Below are 22,559 nucleotides of genomic sequence, written 5' to 3'. Positions count from 1 at the left end.
ATTCCTGCCGTTGCCTGTTTTTAGTAATTGATCACTCGCAACTGCTGCCTGAAAAGATTGACGACGGGTCGGACCGGACAACCAGGCACTGCGCCGTGAAGGCCTTCGCCTGCACGACCTGTCTTGGTGCCACGGGACCTTTCGGCCGATGGCTGCGAAGGAAACCGGGCTTCCAGGCCATGATCCGGCCGATATGCAAAGTCGCAAGCCAAGCTAGCCCACAAAAAAATTCAGGCCCCTGCGTCACCACAGGAGCCTGAATTTAAAAGCGAACGGAGACCTGATCGTCTCAGTCGAAGGGGATCACCCTGTCGCCTGCCGACAAAGCCTTGCCATCGACGGATACGGAGACTTCCGCCGCACCAGCCTTGCGGCTGACGACGATGTCCTTTGCCTTCCCGTCGAGCGTGATCTTGACCGAGAAACCGCTCCAGTCCTCTGGCAGCGACGGCGAAATATGCAGCTTGCCGTCGGTGCGCGTGATGCCGAGAATGCCCTCGACAGCGGCACGGTAGAGCCAGCCGGCCGAACCCGTATACCAGCTCCAGCCGCCACGGCCCGCATAAGCACCTTCACCGTAAACATCCGCGGTCACCACATAGGGTTCGACCCGATAGGTTTCTGACGATGCCGCATCGAGCGCGTGATTGACCGGGTTGAGCAGCTTGAAGCATTTCCATGCCTCCTGCGCCCTACCCTGCTTGGCGAGGGCAAGAACCACCCAGGTTGCGGCATGGGTATATTGCCCGCCGTTTTCACGGACGCCCGGCGGATATCCCTTGATGTAGCCCGGATCATGCGGCGCACGCGAGAAGGGCGGCGTAAACAGCCTGATAATGCCGGTCTGCTCATCGACCAGATGCTCCATGACGGCGTCCATGGCCTGCCGCGACCTGCCCTCTTCGCCTTCGCCGGAGAGAACACTCCAGCTCTGGCCAAGAGAATCGATCCGGCATTCCTCGCTTTCGGCCGAACCGAGCGGCGTGCCGTCATCGAAATAACCGCGCCGGTAATAGCTGCCATCCCAACCGGCCGTTTCCAGCGCATTGCGCAGCCTTTCCCGGTGCGCCGCCCATTTGCCGACGCGGTCGGTATCGCCACGCTTTTCCGCAATCTCGATGAAATCGCGCAACGCCCCGGAAAGGAACCAGCCGAGCCAGACGCTGGTGCCCTTGCCGCCGACACCGACGCGGTTCATGCCGTCGTTCCAATCGCCGCCGAGGATCAGCGGCAGACCATTTTCGCCGGTGCGATGAATGGCGAGATCAAGCGCCAGCGCCGCATGTTCGTAAAGCGTGGCGGATCTGTCGCTGGTCTCCGGCTGGAAGAAAGCATCATGCTGGCCGGGCATCAATGCCGCCCCCTTCAGGAAGGGGATGCTTTCATCGAGGATCGCGACATCACCCGTGGCCGAGACATATTGGTTGATCGCATATGCGAGCCAGACCACGTCATCCGAGATGGTCGTGCGAACACCGGCGCCCGTCAGAGGCAACCACCAGTGCTGCACATCGCCTTCCGGGAACTGGCGACCGGCTGCGCGCAGGATCTGCTTGCGGGCGAGATCCGGCTGATAGAGCAGGAAGGCCAGCGTATCCTGAAGCTGGTCGCGGAAACCAAAGGCGCCGCTCGACTGGTAAAAGGCCGTGCGCGCCAGAATACGGCACGCCAGCGCCTGATAGGGCAGCCAGTTGTTGACCATGTGGTTGAAGCCGGCATCGGGCGTGGAAACCTGCAATTGGCCGGTAAAGCCAGTCCAGAATGCCTTGCTCTCGTCCAGCACCGTCTGGAAGTCCGCTTGTCGAACGTCCTTCACCAGCGTTTCGGCTTCTTCCGCATTGTCGGCATCGCCGAGAATGAAGGTCATATGCCGTTCTTCGCCGGGCTTCAGATGGATTTCCTGCATCAGCGCCGCGCAGGGATCGCCATCGACCTCTGTGCTGCCGCTGAGTGCGGCACCGGATACGATACCTTGCGGGGCCTGTGCCGAACCGAAGCGGCCGATGAATTCCCGGCGGCTGGTGGTGAAGCCGCTCGCCTCGCTGTCAAGCGTCAGGAACGCCGTGCGGGCGCTATAGTCGATGCTGTAGGGGTTCGACGCGAAGATCGCATTACTGCCGGCATCGTGCCTGCTCAGAATGAACGGCGCGGATTTCTGGGCATTGTTGCCCAGCACCCACTCCACATAGGCATAGACCTTCAGGCGCCGGCTTTTTGAACCCTTGTTGCGAACGATGACCTGCGAGAACTTGACCGGTTTTTCGCGATCGACGGTCTGCGTCACTTCGACTTCAAGTGTATCTGCCACGCCTGTCAGCACGGAGTAACCCAGGCCATGGCGGGTTTCGAACATGGCTTCCGGATCGCGCGACAGCGCGGCGCAGGGCGTATAGAGCTTTCCTGTCTCCACATCGGCGACATAGAAGGCCTCGCCCGGCCGGTTGACGACCGGATCGTTGCTCCAGGGCGTCAGCTGATAGTCGCGCGAATTGCGGCTCCAGCTGAAACCGGCGCCTTCGGCCGAAATATGGAAGCCGAAACTCTCGTTCGAGATAACGTTTATCCACGGATGCGGCGTCGACTGGCCGCCATTGAGGCGCACGACATATTCCTGGCCGCTCCTGGCGAAGCCGCCGAAACCGTTCCATAAATCAAGATCACCCGCATCCTCCACCGGTTCTGCAACCGGGAAGACAGGCACCGGCAGACGGGCCTGCGCAGCATCGCTCGTGCCATCGGGGCCTCGATGGGCCGCAAACAGCGATACCGCACGGTTGATCTGGTCGACGATCTTGCCGTTCCGCACATGCAACACGACGCGGGAAGCGGCGAGAAGCGCACTCCACGTCTCTTCGTCCATCAAGTCGCGGCGCACGGAGAAGACGTGCGGACGACCGCCATCGGCGGGGTTAATGCGACGCTGCGCCTCAGAAATATGATCCAGCGCATGCTGCATGTCCTGCGCATAGGATGCAGCCCGTTCGTTGACGATGACGAGATCGAAGATCACGCCGCGTGAGCGCAGATATTCATGGGCGCTCAGCGCTTCGCGGGCGATATCCATATCCATATCGTCATTGATGCGCAGACTGAAGATCGGGAAATCGCCCGAAATCGCAAGCGGCCACAGTGCGCGCTGCGAGGCGAGGCCCGTTTTCAGCGTTTCCGAATCCGCACGCAGATGCATGTCCGGGTAGGTCAGATAACGGCCAAGATGCTGGAAGGCCGCCGCCTGCTGCGAGGTGACGCCCACATGGCGCATCTGCACCTGCGTGCGTGTCCAGGCATGCACGAGTTCATGGGCAAACGCGTCCGGATGACGATAACGGTCAATCGCCTTGTCGACTTCCTCACGGCTCGGTGCGGCAATCGTCCAGAAAATCACGCTCACCTTCTTGCCCGCCGGCACGCGCACGGTACGGCGCAGCGACAGGATCGGATCGAGCGTGAAGCCGTCGGTGCTGGAAAGCGTCGCACCGGCATCGAAAGCCGCCGCTTCACGCAGCGAGCGGCCACGGCCGATGAACTTGGCGCGATCGGTCTCGAATTCCGTCGGGCGCGACGGGCCGGCATTGTCGGCAGCCAGATGCGCGATGACGGTGCCAGGCTCGTTCGGGCTGCGGCGGTTGCGCCAGGCGCGGATGACGTCGCCGCGGCGGCCGATCTCGGTCTGCACGAACATGCGCGAGAACAGCGGATGGGCGTTGTCGTCATCTTCAGACGCAATGACCGGCTCCATATAGGAGGTCACTTCGATATAGCGATCCTCGGAACCGACATTGAGCAGGGTGACACGGCGGCCTTCAGCATCGTGCTCGGTGGCGACAATGCATTCGACAACGCTCTGCAAATCCCCGGTGGTCTTGTGGAACTCGGCTTTGTCGTCGGTGAAGACCGTCTTGGTCTTTTCGCCTTCGATGACGCGCGGCTCGGCTGTCGCACTCCACCATTGTCCATTGGTGGTGTCGCGCAGGAAGATGAAGGTGCCCCACCGGTCCTCGGTCGGATCGGCCTTCCAGCGGGAAATCGCCTGGCCGTTCCACTTGGAATAACCTGCACCCGTGGAGGTGAGCATCGTCGAATAATGACCGTTCGACAGGAACACCACTTCACGGTCGCGCACGGCGGGATCGGCAATGGAGCGCACTTCCGCGCGCAATAGGTCCGCCTGTTCCTTGCCGGGCGTTTCCGGCTCGTATTTCGCACTCATGACCGGCACTTCGCGCGGCGCCTTTTCCTGCAGCAGCAGTTCGGCCGCTTCAATCACCGGATCGGAATGGAAGAGTTCGCGCAGCACGCCATCAAAAGCGACGTTCGCGACGGCCGCAATCGACATGCCGTGGTGGTGGGCATAATAGTTGTAGACCACCGCGCAGACCTTGCCATCAGGCACACGCGTCGGTGTGAAGTCCACCGCATCATGGAAACCGTACTGGCCAAGCGCACCAAGCTTGCGCAGCTTGTCGAGGTTTTCGAGCGCACCATCCGGATCGTACTGGCTGGCGAGGATCGACGCATAAGGCGCGATCACCGCATTCTGGCCAAGGCCGCGCTTGAGGCCAAGCGTCGGCACGCCGAAGTTGGTGTACTGGTAGTTCATGTTGTGATCGCGGGCGTTGAACGCCGCTTCAGAAATGCCCCATGGCGTGCCAAGGCGGCGGCCATGGTTCATCTGTTCCTTGACGATCAGATTGTTGGTCTGGTTGAGAATGCCACCCTGACGCTCCTGCATGACGAGCGGCGGCATCAGATATTCGAACATCGAACCCGACCAGGAGACCAGCGCGCCCTGCGCGCCGATCGGCACGACCTGACGGCCGAGACGGTACCAGTGCTCTGTCGGTAGATCACCCTTGGCGATGGCAAACAGGCTGGTCAGGCGGCATTCGGAAGCCAGAAGGTCATAGCAGGCCTCGTCCAGCTCCTTGCTTTCGACGCGGTAGCCGATCGACAGAAGACGGCGATCCTTGCGGTAAAGGAACGTGAAATCCATCGAGAAGGCGAGGTTGCGGCTGCGGTCTCGCAGCGATGCGAGACGCTGGCGCAACGGTTCCATATTGGTGAGATCGATGGCGCTGTCGGAAATATGCGCTTCACAGCAATCCACCAGCAATTGCGCCCAACGGGTCACTTCCGCGCTCTGCGCAGACTTCACTTCATGATCAACATTGGTCGCGAGTTTCTGGATGTCACGCGCAAGCACAGCGAGATTGATGACGCGGATCGATGCGAATTCATGCTCGCGCTTGACGGACGCCAGAGCGTTCGAGAAGCCGATGATACGCTCTTCGAGGCGGCGATGCAGCGGACGCAAGTTCTTGCGGTCGTCGGGCAGCGCTTTCAGCGTTTCGCGCAGGATGCCGGCGAGATCGCCGATACCATCCAGATTGCCCTGAAGATGCGCGGAAGGCGCCTCCGCCCACTGGCGGCAGGCCGACGAGACCGCAATCAGGTGGCCAGCGAGGTTACCGCTGTCCACCGCCGAAACATAGCGGGGGCCGAGCGTCTGCAACGTGTCCGTATGGTACCAGTTGTAGAGATGGCCGCGATGCTTCTCCATCTTCTCGACGGTCTGGATCGTGTTTTCGATCCGCTCGAGAGTATCGGCAAAGCTGATCCAGCCGAACTGACGCGCCGAAATGATAGAAAGCAGGTAGACGCCGATATTGGTGGGCGACGTGCGCGAAGCGACGATCGGCTCCGGCGTTTCCTGGAAGTTATCAGGCGGCAGGTGGTTTTCCTGCGGCGTCACGAAGGCTTCGTAATAACGCCATGTGCGGCGCGCGATCTTGCGAAGCTCGAAGGAGACGTGTTCCGAAACGAAAAGCCGGTCTTCGGTTTCAGCCGACTGGCTGACATACCAGGCAACGGCGGGAGACAGAACCCATAGAAGCGTGAAGGGAATGCCGATCAGGAAGGCGTTGTCGCCCGGCAGCGCCGCAAACAGCAGGCCGAGCATCGCCACCACGGGCGCATGCCACATCTGTCGATAATAATCGACGATGCTGCCCTGCGCGCTCGACTGCATGCTGGCGGCGGTACGCCATTCCAGCATCAGCTTATGGCTGACAAGCAGACGGTAAAGCGAGCGCGCAATCGCATCCGTCATCATGCAGGCGGCATCGGCGATGAAGACGATGCGCAGCGCCACCTGTGCGTTAGTCGCGCGGATTTCCGACCAGATGGTGTGGAAATGCGCCTGCGGCACGATATCGGTGGAGCGCGGCACGAGGCCGGAGAGCAGGGAAAGCGTGGGGGCTACGAACAGCGAGAAGATCAGCAGGATCTGCCAGATCAGCGCACCGAGGGGGTCCATGAAATACCAGCCGAGGATCGAGGCGAAGAACCAGGCGATCGGCGTCAGCGAGCGACGCAGATTGTCTACCATCTTCCAGCGGCCGATGGCGGTAACGCCACGGGCACGATCAAGGATGAAGGGCAGAAGCTGCCAGTCGCCACGCGCCCAGCGATGCTGGCGCGAGACTTCCACCTCATAGCGGGTCGGGAAATCCTCGACCAGCTCCACGTCGGTCACCAGCGCGCAGCGCGCGAAGGAGCCTTCAAGCAGATCATGACTGAGAATGGAGTTTTCCTCGATCCGGCCCTTCAGCGCCGCCTCAAAGGCATCCACATCGTAAAGCCCCTTGCCGGTGAAGGTGCCTTCGGAGGTCAAGTCCTGATAAACGTCAGAAACGGTGAAGACGTAAGGGTCGATACCGCGGTTGATCGAGAAGACGCGCTGGAAAACGGATGCGTCCTTGCCGGTGGTGAGCGAGGGCGTAACGCGCGGCTGCAGCAGACCGTAACCTTCGACAACCCGTCCGGACACCGGGTCGATCACCGGACGATTGATCGGGTGGTGCATCTTGCCGACGAGCTTGGTCACCGCATCGCGCATCAGGCGCGTATCGGCATCCAGCGTCATGACGTATTTCACGCCCTCCGGCACGACATTGGCGCCGCCGAGGAACGTCGTATCCTTGTCGCCGCGCAGCAGCATGTTCAACTCATGCAGCTTGCCGCGCTTGCGCTCCCAGCCCATCCAGCAGCCTTCGGCCGAATTGTAGATGCGGCGACGGTGCAGAAGGTAAAAGCGCGTCTTGCCGTCAAAGGCATAACGGCTGTTCAGCGCCGCAAGCTCGCGCTTGGCGTAGTCGAGAATCTCGAGGTCATCGTCGGACTGTTCATACTGCGCATCGCGCCAGTCGCTCACCAGCGAGAAATAGATCTCGCCATGCGGATTGGCGAGATAATGCACCTCGATATTGCGCATCATCTCATCGACACTGTCGCGACTGGTCAACATGCAGGGCACGGCGACCAAGGTGCGGGCATCCTGCGGAATGCCGTTCTTGAACTCGTATCCGACCAGCCGGAAGGGTTTCACGAAAAAGGTGACGAGCGTGTTGAACAGGCCAGTCGCGCCTTCGGATGCCGGCAATGCGAACATCAGCAGGAAGGCTGTCACCACATACCACGGCATGCCCGCCTGCGCCAGAAACCAGCCGACGGCGAGCATGGCGAGCGCGGTGATCAGAAACACCGGCGCCGCAATCGCAAGCCAGTTGAACTTGCGCATCGCCCGGACGATATGCTGCGACACCAAAGGCCGGTAACCCAGCGCCCTTTCGAGTTCGAAACGACGCTGGCCCACGAGCACGGAGCCGACATTGACGGGATGCGTCTCGTCCGCCTCCGCAGGCGTATCGGCGCGCGCCATTTCGACAGCGGCACGCGCAACCTCAACTTCAGTCTTGGGAGAACGGCGCGCCAGAAGTTCGATGGTATTACGGTAGGTGTTTCGCGAACCGAAATCGAGCGTTTCGTAATCGGTCTCTTCGCGCAGAACCTTGTCGATATGGCTGACTTCCTCGAACCACACCGACCATTCGGTATCGTCGATTTCGCGCAGGCTCTTGACGATGTTGCCCATCGTCACGTTGCCGGATGCAAGACGGTTATGTTCCGACATCATGACGTTTTCGGCGTCGGTGCCGGCAGCATGCAGGCGTTCCTCGAGCCAGGCGACAGCGAAACCCGATGTCTGTGAGCCGTTACGGAGGCGATAGAGGAACTGCGTTGCGAAAGTCGGGTCGTCGACCAGCGTATCGACCTGCTTCAAAAGGGCCGCGGAGGCTTCCGCATCGTTCAGGCGAATGATCTCGTCAACGACCTCGTTCGCCTTCTGGCGCATGCGGCGCGAACGTTCCACGCGGATGGAGATTCGGCGAAGATTTTCGATAAGGACAAAACGGATGATCGACGGCAGCGCCCACAATTCGCCGATCTGCAGCGTCTTCGAGGTCTGGTAACCATCCACCAGCGCCGTCATGTTCTCGCGCGAAACCGTGCTGTGGGTGTGGGCGACATACAGCCAGCCGAGCGCCATGACCCGCGGGATAGTCACCCCGCCCACCGTCATCGTCGGCAGCTGGCGATAGAACTTGCGCGGAAAATCGCGACGGACTTCCTGGATCGCCTCTTCGATGACGTAGTGATTGTCGAGCAACCATTCCGCCGCCGGCGTTATCGTCGCACCATTTTCCGCGTCGACCGCCGTTGTGCGGTAGACCCGCAGAATTTCTTTCTCGTTCTCGCGATGACGCTCGAAGAAATCGAACTCCATGAAGCCGGGAAGGCTGTCGGCGCCGTCGCGCGAAAGCGCGGCGCCCGCATCATGCAGTTCCTCGACCGTCATATAGGACGCTCGGATCGAATCGTTGTGATCGATCTGCTTCGTCTCGGAATCACGGGCGGCGGCGGTCGGGGTAATATGAAATGACATCGGGCTCGTATTCTGAACTTTAGGGAAACTTGTTCGACTTGACCGGCATTTCGTCCATGGCGGGAACACACACGAAAATCAGGCCACGCTATATTTATGACTTATCCTGAACCTTCGGTGAACCGGACCGAACGCTGTGCGGAACGGCTCATCAAGCGCAGGATATCCGCAGACATGGCATCCTGCAGCGTCGTGATTCCAGGATGTTTGCGAGGCTGGCGATCGGTGCGGACAGGGTATTTTCGATTGGGGGAAGAAAATCGCGTCCTGCGGCCCGGCAATGCCGTTCCGACCGGATTTCGCATCCTCCCCGACGGCGAAAATTGTTCGCGCAACGTCCGATGATCCCCCGCTGACAACCTGAAGGGCAACACGGACCAAGAGGGCCCGCGCTACATCCGAAAGGAGCTAATGCCCCAGGACGTCAATAGTTCCATGCCACCTGTCGCGGCACGATGCAAGCGCTGAATTTCAGGGCATTTGCGGGCAGGCCACGCCCCTTACGCCTGTCTGCATATGCTGCTATGTCATTTGCAAAAGGCGCCGGAAAAAACGGCCGAACCCGGGACTTTAAAAATGACCAGACAGACAGCAAATCTCGCATCCTTTGCCAACCACATGCCGGACGTGGTGGCCATTCGCCGCCACCTGCACCGCAATCCCGAAATAGGCCTTTCGGAGTTCAAGACGTCGGATTTTATTGCCGAACAGCTGGTAGCAATGGGTTACAAGGTCACGCGGGGGCTGGCCGGAACCGGCATCGTCGCCACGCTCAGCAATGGCGACGGCACGCGCACGCTCGGCATCCGCGCCGATATCGACGCCCTGCCGATCCATGAGGAGACGGGTGCGGATTATGCAAGCGCCAATCAGGGCGTGATGCATGCCTGCGGCCATGACGGCCACACCGCCATGCTGCTCGGCGCGGCAAAGATCATCGCTGAGCGCAGGAATTTCGACGGGACCCTGCATCTGATCTTCCAGCCGGCCGAAGAAAATTTCGGCGGCGCCCGAATCATGATCGAGGACGGGCTGTTCGAACGCTTCCCCTGCGACGCGGTTTTTGCCCTGCATAACGATCCCGGCCTGCCATTCGGGCAATTCGTGCTGCGCGATGGGCCGATCCTTGCCGCTGTCGATGAGTGCAAGATCACCGTCAACGGTTACGGCGGCCACGGCGCCGAACCGCAGGATGCCGCCGACCCCATCGTTGCCGGCGCGAGCATCATCATGGCCTTGCAGACGGTGGTATCCCGCAATATCCATCCGCAATTGTCGGCGGTCGTCACCGTTGGCGCGTTCCATGCGGGTGCTGCCAGCAACGTCATTCCCGAAACGGCGGAAATGCTGCTGACCATCCGCTCCTTCGATCCGGGCGTGCGCGACGAGCTGGAAAAGCGCATCCGGGCGATAGCGCAAGGCCAGGCGGCCAGCTACGGCATAAGCGTCACCATCGACTACGAGCGCGGGTATAACGCCACCGTCAACCACAAGGCGGAAACCGACTATGTCGCCGATCTCGCCCGCCGTTTTGCAGGACCTGACAAGGTGGCCGAGATGCAGCGCCCGTCGATGGGTGCGGAAGACTTCGCCTATATGCTGGAGAAGCGGCCCGGCTGCTATTTCTTCCTCGGCACCGCCCGCACCGACAACGACCCGCCGCTGCACCACCCGAAATTCGACTTCAACGACGACATCCTGCCGATCGGAACCGCTTTCTGGGTTGATCTGGCCGAGGACTACCTGAAGGCATGAAGGACATGAAAAAGGCCGGTCGGAGGAACGACCGGCCTTTTGTTCTCAAATACCCTGATGAGAAAATCGGGAGGATCAGGGAACGAGACCGAATATGACGGCAGCGACAAACGCCACGCAGACGCCGACAAGAGCCGCATGAACCGAATCTTTCCAGTTACGCGGCGACTGGGGCTGCGAGACAAAGTCTTTTACTTTTCCTGCCTTGGAATAAGACATTGTGCACTCCCTTCCTGCTCGGCCCTTCAAAGCGGGCATTGCTTACTTCACGTAGAGAATAGCTTTATTCCCCACTGTTTCAGTAGAGATAAAATTCCATAAGATTGGCGCATCGGGAAAAATACGGATTGCGACTTGCCCACAGGTAAGCATCAATCTACCCATTGCCCGGGATCAACGCGCTGGAGGGCATTTCCGTTCAAAACCAGTGGCGGGCACGGAAAAGACCATGACGGATATCGACGCCATCATCATCGGAGCCGGGGTGATCGGACTGGCGACAGCGCGCGAGCTGGCGATGCGCGGCCTCTCCGTCATCATCCTCGAAAGCGAAAAGGAATTCGGCTCAGCCACTTCCTCCCGCAACAGCGAAGTCATTCACGCTGGGCTCTATTATCCGGCCGAAAGCCTCAAGGCCCGGCTTTGCGTGGAAGGTAAGGTGCGGCTCTATGCTTTCTGTCAAAGCCACGGCGTCTCATATCGCCGCTGCGGCAAACTCATCGTCGCCGCGAGCGATGAAGAGACGGCCATGCTCGCCTCCCTCAGCGAAAAAGGCAAAGCCAACGGTTGCGACGACCTTGAACTGATCGATGAGCGACAGGCACTCTCGCTCGAACCCGCGCTCACCTGCGTCGCAGCCCTGATATCGCCCTCGACCGGTATCATCGACAGCCATGGTTATATGCTGGCGCTCCTTGGAGACGCGCAGGATCACGGCGCTGCCCTTGCCCTGAACGCACCCTTCGAAAAGGCGGAAGTGATCCGCGATGGTTTCCGGATTCACGTCGGCGGCGCGGAGCCCACCAGCCTGACATGCCGGCTGCTCGTCAATTCCGCCGGACTTGTTGCGCCGATGGTGGCGAAAAAGATCGAAGGATTGTCGGAAGATTTGGTCCCCCAGGCGCGATTTGCCAAAGGCAGCTATTTTTCGCTGGTCGGCAAGTCGCCTTTTTCACGGCTGATCTATCCCGCACCTCACGCCCATGGCCTTGGCGTGCATCTCACTCTCGATCTTGCCGGCCAGGCCCGTTTCGGGCCGGATGTGGAATGGGTGGACACCATCGATTACGCCGTTGATCCCCGCCGTATGGAGGGTTTTGGCGATGCGATACGGCGTTATTGGCCGGGCCTTCCCGACCATGCGCTCATTCCGGCCTATTCCGGAATTCGGCCGAAGATTTCCGGTCCGGACGAACCGGCCATGGATTTCCGCATTGACGGGCCGGAAAGCCACGGCGTTGCCGGCCTCGTCAATCTCTTCGGCATAGAAAGCCCCGGCTTGACCGCCTCGCTGGCGATCGCCAACGAGGTCGCGGCACGGCTCGAGGTCTGATATCAACCTTACTCAACCGAAACGGGACAGCGCGCCCGCCATGATGTCAGGATCGACATTGCCGCCGGAAGCCACCGCAATCACTGTTTCGCTCTCCAGCTCATCGCCGTGAAAGAGGGCCGCCGCCAGCGCCACAGCACCACCGGGCTCGATGACGATCTTCAGCCGGTTGAAGGCGAGGACCATGGCCCGCAGCGCTTCCTCCTCGGTGACGGCGACGCCTTTCCCGCAAAGCCCGGCCATGATGGGGAAAGTAATGTTTCCGGGCTGCGGCGTGACGATCGCGTCGCAGATCGAACCCGAGGCCGTGGCGTTACGCTCGATCTTGCCCGAGGCAAGGGAGCGCGCCACATCGTCGAACCGCTCCGGTTCCGACGTCCTGACCTTGTAGTTCGGTGCTTTCGCTGCGAGTGCCAGGGAGATGCCGGAGGTGAGGCCACCGCCACCGCAGGGCACCAGAACCTCGGCTGCATCGATACCCAGTTCCGCGCCCTGTTCAGCAATCTCCAGCCCCACCGTCCCCTGCCCGGCAATGACCAGCGGTTCGTCATAGGGCCTGATCAGCGTCAGCCCACGCTCGCCCGAAATGCGATCTCCGATGGCGTCGCGATCTTCGTTCGCCCGGTCATAAAGCACCACCTCCGCGCCATAGGCGCGGGTATTGTCGATTTTGATCTTCGGCGCATCCGACGGCATGATGATGATGGCCGGAACGCCGTGCAGGCGGGCGGCAAGGGCCACGCCCTGCGCATGGTTGCCGGAGGAAAAGGCGATCACGCCCTTGGCGCGCACCTGCGCCGGCAGGCCAGAGACGGCCGACCAGCCGCCGCGAAACTTGAAGGAACCCGTCCTCTGCAGGCATTCGGCCTTTACGAACAGCTTTCGTCCGGCGATGTCGTCCAGAAAAGGGGACGACAGCAAAGGCGTCCGCACCGCATGGTTGCCGATACGCTTGCGCGCGGCCTCTATCATCGAAATATCTGTCATGCCCTGCCCCCGATAATGCGGATGTAACGCGGATTCGCGGGTACATTAGGAGGTCGCGATGAATTGCGAAACCGCCCGGAAAAGAAAAATCCCCGGACATGGCCGGGGATTTTTATCAGGTGCGATCAATGATTGTGCCGGGGCATCTTCTCTGCGATCCGGCGGAAATCCGCGGCTCCTTCCAGAACCGCGCCGTCCGAAAGCTGGGTTACCGACTGACGATAAATGCGCTGCCAAGGCGTCGCGTCCGCGGGAACAGCGGGTATACCGTCAGCCTTGCGGGCCGCAAGCTCCTCATCCGGCACCAGCGCATTGCACTCGCCCTTGTTGAAGTCGATGCGGATCACATCGCCGGTGCGGAGCCATGCCAGCCCGCCGCCTGCCGCACTTTCCGGCGAGGCGTTGAGGATAGACGGACTGTCAGCCGTTCCCGACTGCCGGCCATCGCCGATCGTCGGCAGGCTGGTGATGCCCTTTTTCAACAGCGCGTCCGGCGGCTGCATGTTCACGACCTCGGCCGAACCCGGCCAGCCGAGCGGCCCCGCCCCGCGAATGACGAGAATGGTGCGCTCATCGATATCAAGAGAGGGATCGTTGATGCGGGCGTGATAGTCTTCCGAACCATCGAACACCACGCATTTGCCCTCGAAAATGCCCTCGCGGCCCGGCTCGCTCAGATAACGCTGCCGGAATTCCGCCGAAATCACACTGGTCTTCATGATGGCGAAATCGAACAGATTGCCCTTGAGGACAAGGAAACCGGCCCGTTCCTTGAGCGGCTTGTCATAGGGCAGGATCACGTCGCGGTCGGTCGATTCCCGCCCGTCCAGATTTTCCGCCATGGTCTTGCCGGTCACGGTCGGACAGTTTCCATCAAGCTTGCCCGCCTGCAGAAGCTCCCACATGATGGCGGGCGTGCCGCCGGCGCGGTGATATTTCTCACCCAGCCATTTGCCGGCCGGCTGGATGTTGGCCAGCAGCGGAATGTCGTAACCATGGACCTGCCAGTCCTCTTCGCGAAGCTCGAGGCCTGCGTGTTTGGCCATGGCCGCCAGATGCGGCTGGGCATTGGTCGATCCGCCGATTGCCGAATTGACGCGGATCGCGTTCAAAAACGCCTCGCGCGTCATGATGTCGGAGGGCTTGATATTCTCGACAACCAGTTCGACGGCGCGGCGGCCGGTGCGATAGGCCATCTGACCGCGTTCGCGGTAAGCGGCAGGGATCGCGCCGCAACCGGTCAGCGACATGCCGAGCGCTTCCGCCATGGCATTCATGGTGGAGGCCGTACCCATCGTGTTGCAGTGACCAACCGACGGGGCCGATTCCAGCGCCGCCTGCAGGAACTCCTCCCGGGTGATTTCGCCCGCACCATATTTGCGGCGCATGCGCCAGATGACGGTGCCGGAACCGACCAGATCACCGTCATGATATCCGTCGAGCATCGGCCCGCCGGAAAGCACGATGGCCGGAATATCGACCGTGCTTGCTGCCATCAGCGCCGAAGGTGTGGTCTTGTCGCAACCGGTTGTCAGAACGACGCCGTCGAGCGGATAACCGTAAAGCACTTCCACGAGGCTGAGATAAGCGAGATTGCGGTCAAGCGCCGCTGTCGGACGCTTGCAGTTTTCGAACATCGGATGCGTCGGGAACTCGATGGGAACGCCGCCCGCATCGCGAATACCGTCGCGCACCCGCTTGACCAGTTCCACATGGACGCGGTTGCAGGGCGTCAGGTCACTGCCGCTTTGAGCGATGCCGATGACCGGCTTGCCGGAGCGCAGTTCTTCCGGCGTCACGCCGTAATTCATGAAGCGCTCCAGATAGAGCGCCGTCATGTCGAGATGGTCAGGGTTATCGAACCAGTCCTGGGATCGCAGGCGGCGCATGGATGTCTTGTCGTCGCTCATGAGATCGCTTCAGCCCTTGTCGCGGTTGTTGAGTTTTTCGAGGTAAAGCAGGATGCCGCTATGGTCGATATCGGCCCCGCCATCGCTAACGAAATCATCGAATTCCCGCGTCACCTGCTGGGTGAGCGGCAGCGTCAGGGACAAATCCTTCGCCGTTGCCAGCACGCCATTCAGATCCTTGAGCTGGAATTTGGACGGACCGCCCGGCACGAAGTTTCGCTTCACCATACGTTCGCCATGCAGTTCCAGAATTCGGCTTTCGGCAAAACCGCCGCGTATGGCATTTCGGAAACCTTCACGGGAGGCTCCGCCCGCTTCCACCAGCATCATCGCCTCGGCAACCGCGCCGATCGTGATGGCGACGATCTGCTGGTTGGCGAGCTTGCAAAGCTGGCCGGCGCCCGAGGGACCGACATAGGTAAGCCGGCCCATCGGCGCAAAGACATCCGCAAGACCCGAGATCAGGGCCTCGTCCCCGCCGGCCATGATGGCGAGCGTACCGGCCGTCGCGCCCGGCACACCGCCGGAAACCGGCGCATCAACGTGATGAATGCCGAGCGCCTCAAGCCGGGAGGAATGCTCGCGCGCGATCGGCGGCGCAATCGAGCTGCTGTCGATGACAACAGCGCCCTTTTTCAGCGCTTCGGCCACCCCGGCCTCGAACAGTACTTCGCCAACGGCCTTGCCATCGCTCAGCATGGTGATGACGATATCGGCGCCCTTGGCGGCTTCCGCCGGAGATGCCGCGAGAACGGCACCATCGGCAACCAAAGCCTCGGCCTTATCAACGCTGCGGTTCCAGACCGTGACCGAAAAGCCGGCGCCCAGAAGACGCCGGGCCATCGGCCCGCCCATCAGGCCTGTGCCGATAAAGGCGACCGACCGCTTTTTCTCCTCCCCACTGATACTCATTTCAGTGAACCTCCCAGCTCATCCTCGATATGAACCTGAATGATTTCCTCAAAGGAGCTTTCAGCCGTGAAGCCCAGCTCCCGAGCGCGCTTGGCCTCGAAACCGGGAGCCCAGCCCTCGCACATGCGCATGATCATCTCGTTCGGCTCGCGGCGGATGAGGGCGACAGCCTTTTCGCCTGCGACCTTGCGCAGAGCTTCGATCTGTTCGCCAACTGTGGCGCTGAGGCCGGGCATGGACAGGTTGCGGCGCGGACCGACCTTTTCGACGTCGATCGTTGCGCCATGGATCAAGAAACCGACGGCGGAACGCGGCGAGGCGTGCCAGTGGCGAATGCTTTCCGGCACCGGCAGAACCGCTTCCTGGCCGACCAGCGGCTCGCGCAGGATATTGGAGAAGAAGCCGGAGGCAGCTGCGTTCGGCTTGCCGGGACGAATGCAGATGGTCGGCAGGCGAATGCCGATACCGTCGAAGAAACCGCGACGGCTGTAATCGGAAAGCAGCAGTTCGCAGATCGCCTTCTGCGTACCGTAGCTGGTGAGCGGCGTGGTGTGGAATTCATCCGGGATCGGATAGGGAAGCGGCGCACCGAAGACGGCGATCGACGAGGTGAAGACCACGCGCGGCTTGTAACCATCCTTGCCGTTGGCAATGCGGATGGCGTCGAAGAGATAACGCGTGCCATCGAGATTGATGCGGTAGCCCTTTTCGAAATCGAGTTCGGCTTCGCCGGAAACAATCGCGGCAAGGTGGAAGATGACATCGGGGCGGGCTTCAACCAGCTTTTCGGCTTCGCCCGGCGCAGACAGATCCGCCGCGCGAGCATCGACCACACCCGAAAAACCGGCGGGCGCTTCAGGCTGGAAAACGTCGATAAGCGTGAACTTGTCGATCGGCTTGCCGCCGAGCGACCCGTCCTTGACGAGACGCTGCGTCAGCTTGCGGCCAACCATACCTGCGGCGCCGATGATTGCGATATGCATGTCTTCCTCCTCTTTGTCCCGGTCATTCTCCCGAGACCGAAAAAACATCATCGGCCAGTCGACCGATAAATTAGCTTGTAAGGTTGTCTGATAACCTTATATGATCGAGTTGAAAATAGTATTTTTTCACAAACCGGCAAAAGCAAGGGCGAAAGAGCCCTGTCCGGAAATTTAGGGCGGATTGGACGGAGAGGGTGGAATGACGATCGTGAGCGAACACGATATCGAGGAATTGCGGGTCTCGTTGAAAAACAGGCTCGGCGAGGCTCTGCTGCTGACATCGCAGGAAGACATGCTGCGCTATTGCCGCGACTGGCACGGCGACGTCACAAGTTCAGCCGTGGCCGTGATCCGCCCCCGGTCAACCAAGGAAGTCTCCGACACGGTTCGCGCCTGCGCCGAGCTCGGTCTCTCGATCATTCCTCAGGGCGGCAATACCGGGCTGGTGCTCGGCGGCATTCCCGATGCGCCGAAGCGTCAGGTTGTGCTGAGCCTCGAGCGCATGACCGCCATTCGCACCATAGACAGCGACGATTTTTCCGCCGTCGTGGAAGCCGGATGCATTCTGTCGGAATTCAAGGATGCGGTTCAGGACAAGGGCATGTTCTTCCCGCTGTCGCTCGGCGCGCAGGGCAGCTGCCGTATCGGCGGCAATGTCTCCACCAATGCCGGCGGTATCAATGTCCTGCGTTACGGCATGACCCGCGAACTGGTGCTGGGTCTGGAAGTGGTCCTGCCTGATGGCACCATCTGGAATGGCCTGTCGACACTGCGCAAGGATAATCGCGGTATTGATCTGAAGCAGCTTTTCATCGGCGCGGAAGGAACGCTCGGCATCATCACGGCGGTTGCCGTCAAGCTTTATCCTAATCCCGAACATGTCGAGACGGCGCTGCTCGGCCTCAATTCGCTTGACGATGCCATCAAGCTTTACCGCCGCGCCCGCCGCGAATGCTGTGACCTGATGTCCGCCTTCGAATTCATGCCGCCCGTCGCCTTCACGCTGGCGATCGAGGCGATACCCGACCTCAAAATGCCGATCGCCGGCGATTACCCGGCCTATGTGCTGATGGAAATTTCCGGCTCCGGCCTGGTGGATACCGCCGACCTGATGGGGCGTTTCCTCGAAGGCGTCATGGAAGACGGGCTGGTGCTGGACGGCGTCATCGCCTCCTCACGCGCACAGGCGCAATCGCTGTGGCTTTTCCGCGAGGGCATGAACGAAGGCCAAGCGCTGCGCGGCAGCCATATGCGCACCGATATTTCCGTGCCGCTGTCGAAACTCGCGGCCTTCGTGGCTGAAGCCGAGGCGGAACTGGCGGAAAAACTGCCGGAGTGCCTCGCGGTTTCCTACGGCCATGTCGGAGACGGCAACGTCCACCTCAACGTCCTGCCGCCCAATGGTTCGACGCCGGAAGAGCGCGACGCCTTCATCTACAAGTCGAAGACACTGGTCAACGAGGTGCTCGACCGCTACGTCGGCAGCATCAGCGCCGAGCACGGCATCGGCCGTCTGAAGCGCTCCGATTTCGAAAGCCGGCTATCCGATGTGCAGCGCCGGATGATCACGGGTTTGAAAAACACCTTCGACCCCGATTTGCGGATGAATCCCGGTTGCCAGATAACCCTGCAACCGGATAGCTAATCGAGGAACGGCAAAGGCGGCTGAAAACGCCGCCTTTGAAAAACCCGCTGAAGGCGAAGGAGGAAGTCGCCTGCCGCAGGGAAAAGAACCAATCGTTTCTGTGGAACGGGAGCAACCATGACGCTGGAGTTCAATCAGATACATCGCAACGACCATCTGCCCGGCCGGATCGCCGCGGAGATTGCGCGCGAAATCAATGATTCGAAGCTCGGCCCGGGCGACAGGCTGCCGACGGAACATGTTCTGGCGAAAACTTTCGGCGTTAGCCGCTCGGTCATTCGCGAGGCGATCGCGCAATTGCGCAACGAGGGTTTTGTCGAAACCCGGCAGGGCGTGGGCGCATTTGTCACCGATCCCCGGCAGAGACTATCCATCCGCATCGAACGTTCCCGACTGAACGACCCGGAGAATTTCCGCGATCTCTTCCAGCTTCGCATGCCGCTGGAAATAGAGGCGGCGGGTCTGGCCGCACTGCATCGCAGGCCACAGCAACTGACACGGCTGGCGGCGGCTTTGGAAAAGATGAAAACCGCCGATGACTGGTCAACGGAAGGCGTTGCGGCGGATCTCGATTTTCACCGCATTCTGGCGGAAGCGACGCAGAACGAATATTTCCTGATGTTCCTTGGCTTCATCGCGGAGCGCATCAGTTCCGCGATCAACATAGCATTCTCCCGCGCGGTTTTTGGCGAAATTCTCGAGGTGACGATCGCCGAACATGTGGCAATCTATGCGGCGGTCGAGAAAGCGGATGCCGCTGCCGCCAAGAACGCCATGCGCAAGCATCTGATCGGCGCAGCAAGCCGGGTCAATCTCGAACTGGATATCTTCTGAGCAGCGAAAGAGCACGCCGGCAAAGCTATAGGACAGGTTTACGGCTTTCCGGGAATTGAGAGGCGAAAGACGACAAATTTGTCGGCAAGGCCGCTAGACTCGTAGCAAAAGTCATACTAAGAAGAATGGGATTAAGTTGTCAGACATCCAGACAATAAGACCGCAGGAGGCGGCCTGTCGGATGCTGAAGGGGAGGACTACATGACCGGCACAAGGTCTATCGACGCTACTGCAATTTTGCCTGAAGATTTCGAAAACGCGCTGCTCGTCGGCCGCGTCTGGTCGAAAAGTGAAGGCGGCCCCTGCCCCGTCCTGCTCAAGGGCGGCGTGCTTTATGACCTCACTTCGCTTTCCCCGACCATGTCCGAACTTCTGGAAAAGAAGGATCTGGTGGAGCGGCTCGCCGACACCGGCACATTCGTCGCACTCGGCGCGCTGGAGGCGTTTCTGGACGGTTCCGCCGGCGAACTTCTTGCCCCCAATGACATTCAGGCCGTCAAGGCCGCAGGCGTCACCTTCGCCGACAGCATGCTGGAACGCGTGATCGAAGAGCAGGCCAAGGGTGACCCGCTTCGCGCGCAGGAAATTCGTGGGCGGCTGGCCCCGGTTCTCGGCGACAATCTCAAGGGACTTGAGGCCGGCTCGGAAAAAGCCGCCGAAGTCAAGAAACTGCTCCAGGAAATGGGCCTCTGGTCACAATATCTGGAAGTGGGTATCGGCCCGGATGCGGAGATCTTCTCCAAGGCGCAGGCCATGGCCTCGGTAGGCTGCGGCGCCCTGATCGGCGTTCACCCGAAATCGCAGTGGAACAACCCGGAACCGGAAGTGGTGCTCGCCATCACCTCCGATGGCCGCATCATCGGCGCAACGCTTGGCAACGACGTCAACCTGCGCGATTTCGAAGGCCGTTCCGCCCTGCTGCTCAGCAAGGCCAAGGACAACAACGCATCCTGCGCGATCGGTCCTTTCATCCGCCTGTTCGACGGCAACTTCACCATTGAAGATGTGAAGAAGTCACAGATTTCGCTTCTGGTCGAAGGCGAAGACGGCTTCACCATGACGGGCGTCAGCCCCATGGAAGCAATCAGCCGCACACCGGAAAACCTCGCTTCGCAGCTCTTGAACCGTAACCATCAATATCCAGACGGCGCCGTCTTTTTCCTCGGAACGATGTTCGCGCCGGTGAAGGATCGCCACGGCCCAGGCCTCGGTTTCACCCATTCCAAGGGTGACCGTGTCGAAATCTCCACGCCCAAGCTCGGTAAGCTGATCAACTGGGTCGCCACGACCGACGAATGCCCGGAATGGACATTCGGCACCGCGGCCCTGATGCGCAACCTGGCGAAACGAGGGCTGCTCTAGATATTTCTTCGGGAGGGGAAAATGCAAAAGACCATCAATCTCTTTTACCGGATTCTCGAAATCATTCTCGTCCTGCTGCTTGCCGGCATGTCGATCATGGTCTTCGTCAACGTCGTCATGCGTTATACGATGAATTCCGGCATCAACATCTCTGAAGAACTGTCGCGTTATTTCTTCGTGTGGCTGACCTTCATCGGCGCCGTGTTGACCTTCCGTGAGAATAGTCACATGGGCATCGAAACGCTCGTGATGTTCCTGTCGCGCCGCGCCCGCATCGTCTGCATGATTGCGTCGAACATCATCATTCTGGCCTGTTCCGCCATCTTCTTCTGGGGAACGTGGAAGCAGTCCGCCATCAATGCCAGCATGCATGCGCCCGTCACCAAGCTTTCGATGATCTGGGTCTATGGCATTGGCATGTTCACCGGCGGCCTGATGTTCATCATCGCACTGGAACGCCTGTACCGTTATGTGACCGGTCGCGTGACAGAGGACGAAATCGCCCAGTTCGCGGGCGAGAACCTCACGATCGAACAGCTTTCGGAGCGCTGATACCATGACACTTCTCGTTTTTGTCGGCTCTCTGCTGGGAGCCATGGCTATTGGCGTTCCCGTCGCTTTCTCGCTGATGTTCTGCGGCGTCGTGCTCATGTGGTACATGGGCATGTTCAACACCGCGATCATCGCCCAGAACATGATCTCGGGCGCAGACACGTTCACGCTGCTTGCCATCCCCTTCTTCATTCTGGCCGGCGAACTGATGAATTCCGGTGGTCTTTCCCGCCGCATCATCGACTTCGCGATCGCGCTCGTCGGTCACATCCGTGGCGGCCTCGGCATCGTGGCAATCGTGGCGGCCATCATCATGGCCAGCATCTCCGGCTCGGCCGCAGCCGATACCGCAGCCCTTGCCGCAATCCTGATCCCCATGATGGCGAAGGCCGGTTACAACATTCCGCGCTCCGGTGGCCTCATCGCCGCAGGCGGCATCATCGCTCCGGTCATTCCGCCGTCCATGGCCTTCATCGTCTTCGGTGTTGCCGCCAACGTCTCAATCACCCAGCTTTTCCTCGCCGGCATCGTTCCTGGTATTCTGATGGGCACATCGCTCATCATCGCCTGGCTGATCGTGGTGCGTAAGGACAACGTAAAGCCCCTGCCCAAGACTTCGGGCAAGGAACGTCTGCTCGTGACTGCTCGTGCCGGCTGGGCGCTCGGCATGCCTGTCATCATTCTCGGCGGCATCAAGGCCGGCATCATGACACCGACGGAAGCCGCCGTCGTTGCCGCCGCCTATGCGCTGTTTGTCGGCATGGTGATCTATCGCGAATTGAAGCCGGCGGACCTGTTTCACGTGCTCCTGCGTGCCGCCAAGAGCACCTCGATCATCATGTTCCTCGTCTGCGCAGCACTCGTCTCCGCATGGCTCATCACGGCTGCGAATATTCCGAACGAAGTGGCAGGCTATATCGAGCCGCTGATCGATCGCCCGATGCTGCTGATGGCCGCCATGATGGTGCTGGTTTTCATCGTCGGCACCGCACTCGACCTGACGCCGACCATCCTGATCCTGACGCCTGTTCTGATGCCAATCGTCAAGCAGGCGGGCATCGACCCGGTCTATTTCGGTGTCCTCTTCATCATCAACAACGCCATCGGCCTGATTACCCCTCCGGTTGGCGTCGTTCTGAACGTTGTCAGCGGCGTCGGCCGCATCCCGCTCGGAAAGGTTACGGTCGGCGTCTGGCCGTTCCTCGTTGCCGAAACCATCGTCCTGGCGCTGCTCGTGATTTTCCCGGACATCGTCCTCGTACCGCTGCAATATCTCCGTTAA

Annotated in this window: 12 protein-coding genes; 7 read left to right on the top strand and 5 right to left on the bottom strand. The window is 60.4% G+C overall.

The features are described 5' to 3' along the window. Positions 1-289 precede the first annotated feature (289 nt). A complete protein-coding gene (locus tag WDZ78_RS15945; RefSeq protein ID WP_425673558.1) occupies positions 290-8,785 on the bottom strand; it encodes a GH36-type glycosyl hydrolase domain-containing protein in 8,496 nt (2,831 codons plus the stop codon). Positions 8,786-9,361: 576 nt separating this feature from the next. On the opposite strand from WDZ78_RS15945, the gene WDZ78_RS15940 reads away from it, so the two are divergent. After that, complete coding sequence (locus WDZ78_RS15940; RefSeq protein WP_425673557.1) at positions 9,362-10,540, top strand: M20 aminoacylase family protein; 1,179 nt, start codon at positions 9,362-9,364, stop codon at positions 10,538-10,540. A 448-nt stretch (positions 10,541-10,988) separates the two neighbouring features. Continuing rightward, a complete protein-coding gene (locus WDZ78_RS15935) occupies positions 10,989-12,092 on the top strand; it encodes an NAD(P)/FAD-dependent oxidoreductase (RefSeq protein ID WP_425673556.1) in 1,104 nt (367 codons plus the stop codon). 12 nt (positions 12,093-12,104) lie between these two features. Here WDZ78_RS15935 and WDZ78_RS15930 read toward each other — a convergent pair whose 3' ends face one another. The 4 genes from WDZ78_RS15930 to denD all read right to left on the bottom strand — a co-directional run bounded on the left by WDZ78_RS15930 (position 12,105) and on the right by denD (position 16,884). Next, positions 12,105-13,079 (bottom strand): threonine ammonia-lyase, encoded by a 975-nt coding sequence (locus WDZ78_RS15930; protein WP_425673555.1) that lies wholly within the window; start codon positions 13,077-13,079, stop codon positions 12,105-12,107. Between the two features lie 125 nt (positions 13,080-13,204). Continuing rightward, the gene (locus tag WDZ78_RS15925) at positions 13,205-14,989 is read right to left on the bottom strand and encodes an IlvD/Edd family dehydratase (protein WP_425673554.1); all 1,785 of its coding nucleotides are present in this window, start codon (positions 14,987-14,989) and stop codon (positions 13,205-13,207) included. Positions 14,990-14,998: 9 nt separating this feature from the next. After that, the gene (locus tag WDZ78_RS15920) at positions 14,999-15,901 is read right to left on the bottom strand and encodes an NAD(P)-dependent oxidoreductase (RefSeq protein WP_425673553.1); all 903 of its coding nucleotides are present in this window, start codon (positions 15,899-15,901) and stop codon (positions 14,999-15,001) included. Beyond that, positions 15,898-16,884: a D-erythronate dehydrogenase gene (denD, locus tag WDZ78_RS15915; protein ID WP_425673552.1), complete on the bottom strand. Its 987-nt coding sequence runs from the start codon at positions 16,882-16,884 to the stop codon at positions 15,898-15,900. The genes WDZ78_RS15920 and denD overlap by 4 nt, the downstream gene beginning before the upstream one ends. A gap of 199 nt (positions 16,885-17,083) precedes the next feature. On the opposite strand from denD, the gene WDZ78_RS15910 reads away from it, so the two are divergent. From WDZ78_RS15910 to WDZ78_RS15890, 5 genes are all read left to right on the top strand, one after another. Continuing rightward, the gene (locus WDZ78_RS15910; RefSeq protein WP_425673551.1) at positions 17,084-18,529 is read left to right on the top strand and encodes an FAD-binding oxidoreductase; all 1,446 of its coding nucleotides are present in this window, start codon (positions 17,084-17,086) and stop codon (positions 18,527-18,529) included. Positions 18,530-18,646: 117 nt separating this feature from the next. Beyond that, entirely contained in the window at positions 18,647-19,363 is a 717-nt protein-coding gene (locus WDZ78_RS15905) for a FadR/GntR family transcriptional regulator (RefSeq protein ID WP_425673550.1), read from the top strand. Positions 19,364-19,564: 201 nt separating this feature from the next. After that, positions 19,565-20,725, top strand: a complete 1,161-nt coding sequence (locus WDZ78_RS15900) for a fumarylacetoacetate hydrolase family protein (protein WP_425673549.1) — start codon at positions 19,565-19,567, stop codon at positions 20,723-20,725. Positions 20,726-20,746: 21 nt separating this feature from the next. Continuing rightward, a complete protein-coding gene (locus WDZ78_RS15895; protein WP_003492593.1) occupies positions 20,747-21,277 on the top strand; it encodes a TRAP transporter small permease in 531 nt (176 codons plus the stop codon). Positions 21,278-21,281: 4 nt separating this feature from the next. Further along, entirely contained in the window at positions 21,282-22,559 is a 1,278-nt protein-coding gene (locus WDZ78_RS15890) for a TRAP transporter large permease (RefSeq protein WP_020010786.1), read from the top strand.

It is taken from the genome of Agrobacterium sp. M50-1 (assembly GCF_049843495.1).
GTDB lineage: Bacteria > Pseudomonadota > Alphaproteobacteria > Rhizobiales > Rhizobiaceae > Agrobacterium > Agrobacterium radiobacter.
This window is presented reverse-complemented; position numbering and strand designations above follow the sequence as displayed.

What these genes read in the sequence shown, in the direction of transcription:
- WDZ78_RS15945 (WP_425673558.1), bottom strand. Translation starts at nt 8,785, where the DNA reads ATGTCATTTCATATTACCCCGACCGCCGCCGCCCGTGATTCCGAGACG.
- WDZ78_RS15940 (WP_425673557.1), top strand. Translation starts at nt 9,362, where the DNA reads ATGACCAGACAGACAGCAAATCTCGCATCCTTTGCCAACCACATGCCG.
- WDZ78_RS15935 (WP_425673556.1), top strand. Translation starts at nt 10,989, where the DNA reads ATGACGGATATCGACGCCATCATCATCGGAGCCGGGGTGATCGGACTG.
- WDZ78_RS15930 (WP_425673555.1), bottom strand. Translation starts at nt 13,079, where the DNA reads ATGACAGATATTTCGATGATAGAGGCCGCGCGCAAGCGTATCGGCAAC.
- WDZ78_RS15925 (WP_425673554.1), bottom strand. Translation starts at nt 14,989, where the DNA reads ATGAGCGACGACAAGACATCCATGCGCCGCCTGCGATCCCAGGACTGG.
- WDZ78_RS15920 (WP_425673553.1), bottom strand. Translation starts at nt 15,901, where the DNA reads ATGAGTATCAGTGGGGAGGAGAAAAAGCGGTCGGTCGCCTTTATCGGC.
- denD (WP_425673552.1), bottom strand. Translation starts at nt 16,884, where the DNA reads ATGCATATCGCAATCATCGGCGCCGCAGGTATGGTTGGCCGCAAGCTG.
- WDZ78_RS15910 (WP_425673551.1), top strand. Translation starts at nt 17,084, where the DNA reads ATGACGATCGTGAGCGAACACGATATCGAGGAATTGCGGGTCTCGTTG.
- WDZ78_RS15905 (WP_425673550.1), top strand. Translation starts at nt 18,647, where the DNA reads ATGACGCTGGAGTTCAATCAGATACATCGCAACGACCATCTGCCCGGC.
- WDZ78_RS15900 (WP_425673549.1), top strand. Translation starts at nt 19,565, where the DNA reads ATGACCGGCACAAGGTCTATCGACGCTACTGCAATTTTGCCTGAAGAT.
- WDZ78_RS15895 (WP_003492593.1), top strand. Translation starts at nt 20,747, where the DNA reads ATGCAAAAGACCATCAATCTCTTTTACCGGATTCTCGAAATCATTCTC.
- WDZ78_RS15890 (WP_020010786.1), top strand. Translation starts at nt 21,282, where the DNA reads ATGACACTTCTCGTTTTTGTCGGCTCTCTGCTGGGAGCCATGGCTATT.